The organism is Kosakonia sp. YIM B13588 (assembly GCF_042788165.1).
Lineage (GTDB): Bacteria > Pseudomonadota > Gammaproteobacteria > Enterobacterales > Enterobacteriaceae > Kosakonia > Kosakonia sacchari.
Genome location: NZ_JBHZPO010000007.1, coordinates 47,458 through 60,115, shown reverse-complemented (window position 1 = coordinate 60,115; position 12,658 = coordinate 47,458). Strand labels below are relative to the sequence as shown.

The 12,658-nt window shown below is 54.6% G+C and carries 11 protein-coding genes; 5 read left to right on the top strand and 6 right to left on the bottom strand.

Translation table 11 applies throughout. The features are described 5' to 3' along the window. The first annotated feature begins 228 nt into the window (after positions 1-228). Complete coding sequence (locus tag ACFX4U_RS13515; protein WP_313506511.1) at positions 229-1,161, top strand: nucleoside recognition domain-containing protein; 933 nt, start codon at positions 229-231, stop codon at positions 1,159-1,161. Between the two features lie 40 nt (positions 1,162-1,201). Here ACFX4U_RS13515 and ACFX4U_RS13510 read toward each other — a convergent pair whose 3' ends face one another. From ACFX4U_RS13510 to ACFX4U_RS13490, 5 genes are read right to left on the bottom strand one after another with little or no spacing between them, the layout of a single operon-like run. Next, positions 1,202-2,716 carry an ABC transporter substrate-binding protein gene (locus ACFX4U_RS13510; protein WP_313506510.1) on the bottom strand — a complete coding sequence of 505 codons (1,515 nt, stop codon included), beginning with the start codon at positions 2,714-2,716 and terminating at the stop codon, positions 1,202-1,204. After that, a complete protein-coding gene (locus tag ACFX4U_RS13505; protein WP_313506509.1) occupies positions 2,697-3,734 on the bottom strand; it encodes an ABC transporter ATP-binding protein in 1,038 nt (345 codons plus the stop codon). Before ACFX4U_RS13505 ends, ACFX4U_RS13510 begins: the two co-directional genes overlap by 20 nt. Next, positions 3,734-4,714 (bottom strand): ABC transporter ATP-binding protein, encoded by a 981-nt coding sequence (locus tag ACFX4U_RS13500; protein WP_313506508.1) that lies wholly within the window; start codon positions 4,712-4,714, stop codon positions 3,734-3,736. Before ACFX4U_RS13500 ends, ACFX4U_RS13505 begins: the two co-directional genes overlap by 1 nt. Next, positions 4,711-5,556, bottom strand: coding sequence for an ABC transporter permease (locus tag ACFX4U_RS13495; RefSeq protein ID WP_017455763.1), 846 nt, complete (start codon positions 5,554-5,556; stop codon positions 4,711-4,713). Before ACFX4U_RS13495 ends, ACFX4U_RS13500 begins: the two co-directional genes overlap by 4 nt. After that, positions 5,553-6,491 (bottom strand): ABC transporter permease, encoded by a 939-nt coding sequence (locus ACFX4U_RS13490; protein ID WP_045508744.1) that lies wholly within the window; start codon positions 6,489-6,491, stop codon positions 5,553-5,555. The genes ACFX4U_RS13495 and ACFX4U_RS13490 overlap by 4 nt, the downstream gene beginning before the upstream one ends. 265 nt (positions 6,492-6,756) lie before the next feature. On the opposite strand from ACFX4U_RS13490, the gene ACFX4U_RS13485 reads away from it, so the two are divergent. Together ACFX4U_RS13485 and ACFX4U_RS13480 are read left to right on the top strand one after the other, a co-directional pair. Continuing rightward, positions 6,757-7,512, top strand: coding sequence for a LuxR family transcriptional regulator (locus ACFX4U_RS13485; protein ID WP_234455575.1), 756 nt, complete (start codon positions 6,757-6,759; stop codon positions 7,510-7,512). Positions 7,513-7,596: 84 nt separating this feature from the next. Next, complete coding sequence (locus ACFX4U_RS13480; protein WP_313506507.1) at positions 7,597-8,490, top strand: proline iminopeptidase-family hydrolase; 894 nt, start codon at positions 7,597-7,599, stop codon at positions 8,488-8,490. Positions 8,491-8,542: 52 nt separating this feature from the next. On the opposite strand, the gene ACFX4U_RS13475 is transcribed toward ACFX4U_RS13480, so the two are convergent. Then, the gene (locus ACFX4U_RS13475) at positions 8,543-9,079 is read right to left on the bottom strand and encodes a helix-turn-helix transcriptional regulator (protein WP_305736855.1); all 537 of its coding nucleotides are present in this window, start codon (positions 9,077-9,079) and stop codon (positions 8,543-8,545) included. A gap of 811 nt (positions 9,080-9,890) precedes the next feature. On the opposite strand from ACFX4U_RS13475, the gene ACFX4U_RS13470 reads away from it, so the two are divergent. Both ACFX4U_RS13470 and ACFX4U_RS13465 read left to right on the top strand, forming a co-directional pair. Next, on the top strand, positions 9,891-10,592 hold the full coding sequence (locus ACFX4U_RS13470) for an oligogalacturonate-specific porin KdgM family protein (protein ID WP_200551450.1): 702 nt from the start codon (positions 9,891-9,893) through the stop codon (positions 10,590-10,592). Positions 10,593-10,665: 73 nt separating this feature from the next. Then, positions 10,666-12,375: a pectate lyase gene (locus tag ACFX4U_RS13465; RefSeq protein ID WP_313506505.1), complete on the top strand. Its 1,710-nt coding sequence runs from the start codon at positions 10,666-10,668 to the stop codon at positions 12,373-12,375. Positions 12,376-12,658: the final 283 nt, after the last annotated feature.

The window sequence follows — 12,658 nt, the reverse complement described above, 5'->3', positions numbered from 1 at the left end:
GATTTTTGGCCTGATTTCGGCTGTTTTACTCAGTGTGACGAAGTTATATTTTTCGTTTTCAGCAGGATGCCATCTTTCATGCTGGTTTATCGCGGTTTCTGGTAAATCATGGCGCACGGAAAAACTCGTCGGTGAAGGAAGAAAATAAGTAAATACAATGGGGTGAAAGCGGCGGTCAAACCGTTGCCGGGTGTACTATATCGGTGAAAACATTCACCGGAGTCAGTAATGAATATCATTGAAATCATCATGTCGGCGGGCAAGGTTTCTGTAGATGTTGCGTTGTACACCTTGCTGCCCATCATGGTGGTGATGCTCATCATGATGAAATACCTGGAAGAGAAAGGTGTTTTAGATGGCATCGTGCGCCTCACCTCCCCCGTGCTGAAACCTTTTGGTATCAGCGGAATGGGGATTTTCGCCCTTATCCAGCTCAACTTTGTTAGTTTCGCCGCCCCTCTCGCCGCCCTGGCGATTATGGAAAGAAGAGGCACCTCCGACCGCCATCTCGCCGCCACGCTGGCGATGTTATTCGCGATGGGACAGGCCAACGTCTTTTATCCGCTCACGCCGTTCGGCCTGCACTGGGGAATGGCGATTGTGATTTCGCTTATCGGCGGGCTTGCTGCCTCCACGCTGACCTATTATGTGTCGGGACGAAAACTCTCCGCTGCCAGCCTGCGCGACGAAGAGGGCGAATTACACAAAGATAAACCGCGCGCGGGTTTGATTGCGGTGATTAACGGTGCCGGGGCAGATGCCATCCGTTTGTCGCTGGGGTCGCTGCCAATGCTGCTGCTGTCGTTAACGGTGGTGGGATTATTGAAAGCCGCAGGCGTGGTGGAAGCCTTAACCACGCTGCTCACGCCGCTGCTGTCGTTTTTCCATATTTCCACGGTGTATGTGTTGCTGGCGTTAACCAAATGTCTGGCGGGCGGGACGGCCTATTTTGGCGTGGCGTCCGAAATGGTGCAGCACGGGCAGTTAACGGCTGAGCAAATTAACGCCTCAGCAGGTTTTCTGGTGCAGACGCTGGACTTGCCCGGTATCGGCATCTTTCTCGGCATCGCCAGCCGCTATGTGCGCCTGTTCCGCTTTGCGCTGCCAGGCGCGATTGTCGGGATACTGGTGCGCACCGTCTTGCATACGGTGATGTTTTAAGCGTACGCCGGGTGACGCAATGCGCACCCGGCAGCCTGTTCTAGTTTTTTACTGTATCTTCGAGGAAGAAACGTCCCAGCGGATTCTGATAGAAACCTTCAATATTCTTCCGCGTCACATTACGGTATGGGCTGTAGTAGAGATCGATCCAGTTAACATCAGCTTTCGCCATTTTTTGCAGCTCGATATACATCTGTTCGCGTTTTTTCGCGTCCATTTCGACACGCGCCGCTGCCACCAGTGCTTTCACTTTGTCGTTCTTATAACGCGTCATGTAGTTCATATTCGTGTCATGACCGAGCACAAACGTGGTCTTCTGATCCGGGTCGAGAATGTCGTTGGTCCAGTACATCACCGAAATATCGTACTCACCCGCCACCAGCATATCCCAGCTCTGGCTGGGGTCAACTTTCTGCAAGTTCACCTTCACGCCCGCTTTCGCCAGCTGCTGCTGCAGTAAAATGGCGATTTGCTCATCCACTTCATCCCCGGCGTTAACCACATAATTCAGCGTCAGATCGCCCGCGCCCGCCGCTTTCAGCATCTGTTTCGCTTTTTCTGGATCGTAGGGGCGACGCAGATTGTCGTTGTAGTGATAGAGCGCACCGGCCGGAATATAGGAATTCGCCACCTGGCCATAACCAAAGGTCACGGTTTTGACAATCGCGTCTTTATCGATGGCAAAATCCAGCGCCTGGCGCACTTCCACTTTGCCGAGCGCGCCGTGCGAATGGTTGATAAGCAGATGATCTTCGCGGGTTGACGGATCCAGCTCCACTTTCAGGTTGCTGTCTTTTTGCAGCGAGGCAATGCGTGAGAACGGCACCGTCAGCGCGGCATCCAGTTCGCCGGCCTGCACTTTCAACATGCGCGTGTTGTCATCCGGGATAGTCAGCCAGTCCACTTCATCAAGGCTGACATTTTTTGCTTGCCAGTAATTCGGGTTCTTCACCAGCACGATTTTCTCGCCGCGCACCCACTCTTTTACGCTGAACGCGCCGGAACCGACCGGTTTTTCTGCAAAGGTTTCTTCGCCTTCGCTTTTCAGCGCTTTCTCGGAGATCACCGACGCATTCGGCAACGCCAGTTGCGACAGGAACGGCGCAGACGGCGATTTCAGCGTCACCACCAGCGTGCGCGCATCCGGCGCTTCGGCTTTATCAATAATGCTGTACGAGTCGCGCCAGAGCGATCCTTCATCACTACGAATGCGCAGCAGGCTGAAGGCGGCATCGCTGGCGCTAACCGGCGTGCCATCAGAGAATTTGGTATCGCGGATTTTAAAGGTGTAGACCTTGCCATCCGGGGAAATGGTCCAGCTTTCTGCCACGCCCGGTTCCAGTTTGGTGCCGGTTTTATCAACGCGCACCAGCGGATCAAAAACGTTGGAAAAGACCCAGTTATCCGCGTTCTGCGCCGATTTGATCGGATCAAACGTGGTGCTGTCTTCCCGACGACCAATCGTCAGAACGCCAGCCGCCTGCGCCATTTCACTGACCACACTGAGCGCCAGAAAAACGCTGGCTGCCAACAACTTAACTTGCTTGTGCTTCATCAAAGGATCCCTCAGTCAAAGGAAAAACACTCTTCTCGCCTGCGTGCGTCAGCACACAGGTCCAGGCGTGATCGGCAATCTGCCGGGTCGGGGGTAATGCGCCGGTGCGGCACTGCACCTGCGCGTAAGGGCAGCGCGGATGAAAGGCGCAACCTTGTGGAATGGCAACCGGGCTCGGCGGCTCACCCGCGAGCGTCTCCTGCGGCAACGGTTTATCCGGGTCGATTTCCGGGATGGCGGAGACCAGCGCGGCGGTATAGGGGTGGCACGGATGAGTAAAGACGGCTTCTGCGGGGCCTTCTTCGACGATCCGCCCGAGATACATCACTGCGACCCGATCGCACAGGCGGCGCACAATCGCCAGATCGTGGGCGATAAACAGGATCGCCAGCCCCATTTTTTCGCGCAGATCCATCAGTAAATTGACGATCTGCCCCTGAATGGAGACATCCAGCGCCGCCACGCACTCGTCGGCGACGATCAACCGGGGTTCGATCGCCAGCGCCCGCGCAATACCCGCCCGCTGGCACTGACCGCCGCTCAGTTGACCAGGTTTGGCTGCAGCGTGTTCCGGGCGCAAGCCGACCAACGTCAGCAGCTCTTCAACGCGTGCGCTAATCCGGTTGCGCGGCACCTTCTGATGGACGCGCAGCACTTCGCTGATACTCTCACCTATTGTCTGGCGGGGGTTAAGCGAGGCGAACGGATCCTGAAAAATCATCGCCGTTTGCAGGCGCAGCCGTGCGATGTCGCTTTTCAGACCGTGAGTAACGCGGTGACCGTCGAAACGCACTTCACCATCAGTGATCTTTTCAAGCTGCAACAGCGCCCGCCCCAGCGTACTTTTGCCGCTGCCGGATTCGCCCACTAATCCCAGCGTTTCACCCGCGTGGATTTTGAGCGTCACCTGGTTTACCGCGTGGACCACGCGTTTTTTGCTGAGCAGCCCGCCGGAAACCGGAAACGTTACCGAGACGTTATCCGCTTCCAGCAAAGGCCAGTTTGCCGGTGTCGACATTATCCCTCCCGCTGAGTCAGTGGCTGTAAGGCGTGATGGCACGCCGCCGCGTGCGTCAGGCTGTCGCGCCCGAACAGTAACGAAGGCTGCTGCTGGCATGCGCTGCTCGCTTGCGGGCAACGTGGATGAAAGCGGCAACCGGTCGGGAAGCTCCCCGCCAGCGGCGGTTGCCCGTTAATGGTAACCAGCCGTCCCTGCCCGCCTTCGCTGGAGGGCTGGCAATCAATCAACCCGCGCGTGTACGGGTGCAGCGGCTGCGCCAGCACTTCGCGCTTGCCGCCCACTTCACATAAACGCCCGCCGTACATCACCGCAATGCGATCGCAGGTTTGCGCCACCACGCCAAGATCGTGGGTGATCATCACCACCGCCAGGCCTAACTGCTCGCGCAGCGTGCTGAGCAAACGCAGGATCTGCATCTGCACGGTGACATCCAGCGCGGTGGTCGGCTCATCGGCAATCAGCAGCGACGGTTCCGGTGCCAGCGCCACGGCAATCATCGCGCGCTGGCGCATACCGCCGGAAAATTCGTGCGGATAGTTGTTAATGCGGTTTTGCGGATCGGGAATGCCCACCTGGCGCAGCAGCTCTTTGGCATCCTCTTTTGCCTGCCGACGGTTAACGCCGAAATGCAGGCGGCGGCTTTCAGCAATCTGCTCACCAATGGTCATGACCGGGTTTAAGTGGCTGGCCGGGTTCTGGAAAATCATGCCTATTTCCCGTCCGCGTACCGCCGACATCTGCGCTTCGCTGAGCATTAACAGATCGCGCCCGCCAAACCACACTTCTCCGCCACTAATCGTCAATCCCTGGCCCGGTAGAAGGCGCATTAACGCCCGGCAGGTCACGGTTTTTCCGGAACCGCTCTCGCCCACCAGCCCCAGCATTTCCCCGGCCTGCAGCCGGAAAGAGACCTTATCCACCAGCGCGCAATCATCCCCACGGGAAATGGTCAATTGCGAGACGTTTAGTAAGCTCATACGCGCGCTCCCAGTTTGTCGCCAAGACCATCCGCCAGCAGACTGAAGCCCATTGCCAGCAGGACAATTGCCAGCCCCGGAAAGGTGGTTATCCACCAGGCGGTGGTGATAAAACTCTGGCCTTCCGCCACCATCACGCCCCATTCGGCTGTCGGCGGTTGTACGCCGAGACCGAGGTAGCTCACCGCCGCGCCGTTTAACAGCACCAGCACACAATCCGACATGGAAAACACCAGTGCGCCGGTCATGGCGTTAGGCAGCAAGTGGCGAAACAGAATGCGAGCATGACCATAGCCAAGGCTGCGCGCCGCCAGCACAAAATCACGCTGCTTGAGAGTTAAGACCTGCGCCCGCACCAGCCGGGCGTAAGAGACCCAGCCGACCATCGCCATCGCGATGTAAAAGCTGCCAAGACCCGGCCCGAGAATGGCAATAATCGCCAGCATCAATACCAGAAACGGGAACGCCAGCACGATGTCGATAATGCGCATAATCAGCGCATCCACCGCGCCGCCGAGGTAACCCGACAGCGCACCGAGTGTGGTGCCGAGCAGAAACGGAAAGATAACGCCCAGCAGGCAGATTTGCAGATCCACCCGCGCGCCCCACAGCACACGAGAGAAGATGTCGCGGCCAAAGTTGTCCGTGCCAAACAGATGTGCGCCTCCCGGTGGCAGCAAGCTGGCGGTCGCATCCTGGGTGATCGGATCAAACGGTGCCAGCCACGGGGCGAATAACGCGACGCACAGCCACAAGCCAACAATCAACAACCCAACGCCCAGGGCATGCTGCTGTGGAATCGCGCGGCGACGTAACACGGTCAGTACGCTGATGGCGCTCATAGTTTCACCCTCGGATCCAGCGCCACCGTCAGTATGTCGGCCAGCAAGTTGACGGCGACCGTGGCAAGGGCAAACACCATCACCACACCCTGCACCACCATGTAGTCACGGCTGAAAATCGCTTTTACCAGCAGTTGCCCCAGTCCCGGAATGGCAAACACGCTTTCAATCACCACCGTACTGCCAATCAACCAGCCGATATTCACCGCCAGCAGGTTTAGCGTCGGCACCAGCGAGTTGGGTAACACATGTCGCCAGAAGATGCGGTTTTCCCGCTGCCCGCGCGCTCTGGCGGCCATTACGTAATCGCTGCTCATCTCCATCAGCAGGCTGGCGCGCAGGTTGCGGATCAGCACCGCCGACAGCGCCAGCGCGACGGTCAGACACGGCAGCACCATGTGGTGCAACTGGTCGGCAAAATCGCTGCCGTAACCGGAAACCGGGAACCAGCCCAGCACCACGCTAAAAACAATGATCATCATGATGCCCAGCCAGAAGGCGGGGAAACCGAGGCCGGCGGTGGTGAACAGGCGAATAAGCTGGTCGGCGATACGCCCACGCTGACGCGCCGCCAGCGCTGCCAACGGCACCGTAAAGATGACTGCCAACAGCACGCTGCCAAGCACCAGCCACAAAGTAGGTTCAAGGCGGGAGTTAATCAGTTTTAGGGTATCGATGCGGTAGACGATCGATTTTCCCAGCTCTCCCTGCACCAGATTGCGCAGAAAGTAGCCATACTGTACCCACAGGGGTTCATCCAGCCCGAATTGCGCACGGATCCGCGCCAGTGCCGCTGGCGTGCTACGCACACCAAGCAGGATGCGCGCCGGATCGCCGGGGATCGCGCGCACCATCGCAAAGGTGATGATGCTTATTCCCAACAGTACCGGCAGTAGCTGCAATGGCCGGAATAACAGAAAACGGTAACGGTGCATCAGCATTCTCCTGTGGTGCATGCGGGGTCGTAAGGTTAAAAAAACGCCTCGCGATGGTGCGCCACTCCCCTGGTTATCTGCGCCCGGCCTTGTTTGTCGGGCGTTTTCTTTACGCTAGCGGCATCCATGGAGGCTGGGTAGTTAGCAAAAATACTAGTTTTGCCTCTCCCGCGTGACGGCACCGGAATTGCATGCCTTCCTTACGCTATGGGAGATGTCTGCACAAAGCGTGCCCGTGGCGTGGCACCGTCAACCATGAGGGGGAATGATGCGAATAAACATTGAAAACCCTGCTGCTGCTAATGCCAGCAGGCTTGAGGAGGCGTTTGCCGGGCTATTTACCCAGACGCAGGCGCTGGGTTTTGATGCGGTGATTTATGACTACACACCGGTTCCGCGCTCGCTGGAAGGGGCGCTTATTACCCCGTCTCTGCTGGAGATGCGTAACGTGCCGGAGGATATGCGTCGCTTGTGGTGCGAGCGCGGTTACTACCAGGTCGACCCGGTGCAGCACTTCGCACTGGAGAGCTGCGCGCCGTTTGTCTGGTCTTATCAACGCCCGGACAGTGGGGCGCTGCATGGCAGGCTGGATGATAACGCCCAGGAAGTGACGCATTACATGCGCGACCACAATATGCCCTGCGGTGCCACAGTGCCGTTGCATTTGCCGCACGGCGGGTTTGTCACTCTGACCGGCATTGTCGCCAGCCAGCAGCAAGCGCGCGATATCAGCGACACGCTGGCGCAATTAACTTTTATCGCCCACCGCTTTCAGGAGTCTGCCTTCCCGCTGTTTGACGCCTCAATGCTCACGTGCCGCCATGTCAAATTGAGCAACCGCGAGCGCGAGTGCCTGGCGTGGTCAGCCGAAGGATTAACAGCGAAAGAGATTGCCCGTAAGCTGCACCGCTCGGTGGCAACCGTGACGCTGCATCTGAATACGGCAGCAAAAAAACTTGGCGCGACCAACCGCGTACAGGCGGTGGTACGGGCGCTGCACTACCGTCTGCTCGACAGCTAATAACTAGCAATTTTGCTAGTGTTCAGCGCCGCCTTCGGCGTTCTACCCTGAAAGCCAGTTCACTTAACAGGGTAGACGTCAACTATGTATACCATTCGCGAAGGCTACGTTCCCTTCCGGGAGTATCAGACCTGGTTTCGCATCTGCGGCGATCTGCAAAACGGGCAGACGCCGCTGGTGGTGGCCCACGGCGGCCCCGGCTGCACCCATGATTACGTTGATGCGTTCAAAGATATCGTTGAAACCGGACGGGCGGTGATCCACTATGATCAAGTGGGTAATGGCCGTTCAACCCATCTGCCGGATAAAAGCCCCGATTTCTGGCAACCCGGCCTTTTTCTTGATGAGCTCAACCATCTGCTGCAAGCGCTGGAAATTGCCGACAACTACGCGCTGCTCGGCCAGTCCTGGGGCGGCATGCTGGCGGCAGAACATGCGGTGACACAGCCGCAGGGGCTGAAAGCGATGGTGATCGCCAACTCACCGGCCTCGATGGCACTGTGGCTGGAGGGTGCGGCGAAACTGCGCGCGCAGTTACCGCCGGATGTGCAGGACACGTTGTTAACCCACGAGGCTGCGGGCACGGTGGATAGCGCAGAGTATAAAGCGGCAAGCCAGGTATTTTATCAGCGCCATGTGTGCCGGCTCGACCCGTGGCCTGCGGAGGTGCAACGCACCTTTGACGCCATGGAGGCTGATCCTACCGTTTACCACGCGATGAATGGCCCCACCGAATTCCATGTCATTGGCAGTATGAAAAACTGGACGATTATCGACCGGTTAAAGCAAGTGCGCGTGCCAACCTTGTTGATTTCCGGGCGTTACGACGAAGCCACGCCGGAAGTGGTGCAACCCTTCAAAGACCATATTACCGGGGCGCAGTGGGTGATTTTTGAATCCTCAAGCCACATGCCCCACGTCGAAGAGCGGCCGTTGTGCATGAAGACCGTCAGCGACTTTTTACTGGCCACATGCTGAGGCTGTTTGCCCACACCAGGTTGTGTTGTTAAGCGCCGGCCAGGCGCTTTTTTTATGCGCGCATTGCGGTGTAGAGCGAACAAAGCGCCTGCAAACTTTTGGTGCCGGTGCGCTTCATTAACCCGTTGCGCTGCACGCTGACGGTGGTCGGGCTGACGCCGCGAATGCGGGCGATATCCTCCACCGAATATCCGCGCAGCAGCAGGCGCATAATTTGCTGTTCGGCGGTGGTGAATTTAAACGCGCCGTGGCTGTAACCCGGCTGCTGATTCTGTGCAGACAACAAGCTCATCACTTCCAGTGCCTGACGCAACTCTTCGACGCGTAACCTTTCGGCCAGACAGAGTTTCACAAGGCCCGGGAAAAGTAGCGACAGCGAGTCAAAATGGCGTTCTGAGGAGATAAAAATAGAGTAGTGCGCGGGCGGACGGGAGAAAAACAGCGAGTACATTTCCATGATGTCCATTCCCGAGGTGACATATATGGCGGGTTCACCACTGCAAAAACGGCTACCCTTTTCCCTGCTAAGTTGTCTGAGTATTTTCTCAATACCATAAATGAAAAGGCGATCCTTCCCGTAGATAGTCATGTAGGTACTCCAGAGGGTAATGTTTTATTATTTTCCTCTCCGCTAACGGAGGCATGGTCTTTTTTCCTGAATGTGCGGGATGTGTTCAGTCAGATCAAGCGTGACGCTGGCTCGTTTAATGTTTGTTTAGTTTGCGACAACATAAATCACCTGATTTTCCTTTCCGTACTCTCCCTGATGCACCCAGTGTATTGCATTTTGTGTCGAATGTTCGCCTTTTATTCCAGGAATAAATTTATTCCGCTATTTATTTACCGCACTAAAGCGTACGAAACCACATACATACACCCTTGTATGTAGTTAACTTATTCATTTGATTTTAAATGATTTTATTCAATTAAGATTATCTTTATAACCGGCAAAATATTAATTTTCATTCTACTTTTAAATGTTCGATCTCAGTCTCAAAACACTATTTCAAAATGTGTAAAAGTCCGTTCCACTTGATAGAATGAAGATATCTTGATGCAGACAAAACCGTATTTTGTGTGGTGAATCCCCCTAAGCGGAGGGGTCATGCTGATATGAGGTTATTCTCAATAAAGTTTCATTTTTATGGACGGATTGAGGCGATTGGCACTCAATTCACCGGGAGGCACCCGGCACCACACGCCACTTTAAAAGTAACGTTAGCGTTGCTGTTGTTATCAATAATAACGGCTTCGAAACTATATACGGCATAATTATTATGCTTGCTAATTATATCAATTTGCACTGAGAGTGAATTAACCATTCCTCTTTAAATTAAAACTATCTGCATTTTTCGCAGAGAACATCTTGTACCTTTTGACTATAAATAATAGGGGATATTATGTTGCGCACTTTGTTATTAGTTACTGTACCTTTTATCAGTATTGCCGCCCAGGCGGTAACATTTGATTATCGTCATGAATTAAATGATAGCGGCGGTAATAACCACAAAGATCGTTTATTAATGTCGCACCGTTTTGCTAACGGTTTTGGCTTATCGCTGGAAGGCAAATGGAAAGGTTCGCAAAATAAAGATAAGGCGTACCACGAGACGGTAAGTAATGGTACTGAAGTGGTGGCCAGCTACGTCTATAAAATTAACCCCACCTTCCAGATTGAGCCGGGTTTCTCACTCGACAGTAGCTCCACGGCGAACAACTATCGCCCGTACCTGCGCGGTAAAGTGAACTTGAGCAATGACGTTGGCGCAACGCTGCGCTACCGCCCGTACTTCAAACGTAACTCCAACAATATCGGCACGGCAAAAGACACCAGCGAAAACGGCTATAACCTCACTGCCGCCGTATCGTGGAAAATTTTCGGTGATTACCAACTCGATTACGAACTGGATTACAAACACGCCACATCCGCTGGCGTGCTGATTGCAGATAATGAAAACTACGACTGGACGCACGATCTCAAACTGACATATAAACTTGATAAAAACTGGTCGCCGTATATTGCCGTGGGCAACGTTTCCGGCAGCAAATATACCGATGAGCGTCAGACCCGTTATCGTGTCGGTGTGAAATATAATTTCTAATAAATAATTGCAGGGTAGCAAACATAAATAAGGGTTTCGGCAGAAATCCTTATTTTTATCTAAGAGGCGAATAATGAAACTGTCAAAAATAGCACTGGCGGTCAGTCTTCTCGGTATCTTCTCCTGCACGGCATTTGCGCAGGAGAGCGCACGTCTTAGCAGCGTAAAAGCGTTTGCCGACACGGTCATCGATAAAGCCGGCGACAAATACCACAGCAACGTGCCGCTGCTGGCGGATGGTGTTGATCCGCGCACCGGTAAGCAGATGGAGTGGGTCTTTCCGGACGGAAAAACGGCGGTGCTGTCGAACTTCTCCGCACAGCAGAATCTGATGCGCGTGCTGGTTGGCCTGAGCAACCTGACGGGAGATGCGAAATATAAAAAGCGGGCGGAAGATAATGTCCGTTACTACTTCCAGCACTACCAGGACAAAAGCGGGTTGCTGATATGGGGCGGGCACCGTTTTATCGATCTGAAAACGCTTGAACCACAAGGCCCAAGCGAAAAAGAGATGGTCCATGAACTGAAAAATGCGTATCCCTGGTACGACTTGATGTTTGCCGTGGATAAACCGGCAACCGCCCGCTTTATCCGCGCGTTCTGGAACGCCCATGTGTACGACTGGAAAATCCTTGAAACCAGCCGCCACGGCGAATACGGCAAAGAGATGGGCAAACTGTGGGCCAGCCACTTTGAACAGCAACCGCCGTTCTTCGCCACCAAAGGGCTGAGCTTTCTTAACGCCGGCAATGACTTAATTTATTCTGCTTCACTGTTGTATCAATACGATGGTGAAAAAGGCGCGCTCACCTGGGCGAAGCGGTTGGCGGAGCAGTATGTATTGCCACGCGATAAAAAGACCGGGCTGGGCGTTTATCAGTTTACGCAAGCGCTGAAACGCGCCGAAACCACCGACGACACGGATACCAACTCGAAGTATGGCGATCGCGCCCAGCGTCAGTTTGGCCCGGAATTTGGCCCCGACGCGCTGGAAGGCAATATGATGCTCAAAGGCCGCACCAGCACGCTCTACTCCGAAAACGCCCTGATGCAGTTAGCGCTGGCAAAATCGCTGGGCGCGGATGGCAACGACATCAAAAAGTGGACGCTTGATGGCCTGAAAGCCTTTGCGCATTACGCCTATGATGAGAAAACCAACACCTTCCGCCCGATGCTGGCAAACGGCACCGACTTGTCGAACTACACGCTGCCGCGCGACGGTTATTACGGCAAGAAAGGCACCGTGTTAAAGCCTTATCCGGCGGGGAATGAATTCCTGCTCTCTTATGCCCGCGCCTGGACACTGGCACCGGACGCAGAGATGTGGAAAGTGGCGCGCGGCATTGCCAAAGGCCAGGGGCTGGGTGATATCGGTGAGCCGGGCGGCAAAAACAGTAAGCTGGATCTGAACACCAAAAACAGCGAGCCGTATGCCATTTTTGCGCTGATCGATCTCTGGCAATCTACCGGCGATAAAGGGTACCTGACGCTGGCCGATAAAGTAGCGGACAATATTCTGGCGACGAAACGACTGAATAACTTTTTCATCGATGATCCCCAGTATATTTATGCCAATGTCGACAATATCGCGCCTTATGCCCTGCTGGCGCTGGAAGCGGCCATGCGCGGTAAACTCGATGCGGTTGCGCCATTTATCAACGGCGCGGGCTTTACCGAAGGCGCGTATCTGCTGGCCGATGGCACCGTGCGCTACTCCACCCGCGATGATGAGTTGTTCATGCTAAAACCGGGTGAGCAGTTGAAACCTAACGGTAAAAAGTAAGCCCCTCACCTCTCACGGCGCACCCGTGGGAGGTTTTCCTGCGCCTTGTTTTGCCCTTAGCCAACGCCTGGAAAATCTGGCGCGTGGTCGATATCAGCGATAATTTCGAACAAAAGTGTATTAATCACCGCAAAGCCGGATATATCAATCCGGCATTTCTCTTGCGTATTATTAGCACGCAATTTTATTTAACGCAGATTAAATAAGATAGCGACCTTATTATCCGGCCACTAAGAAATAACCATCAAATTGAATTTAATAAGACTTAATTCAAATTAAATAT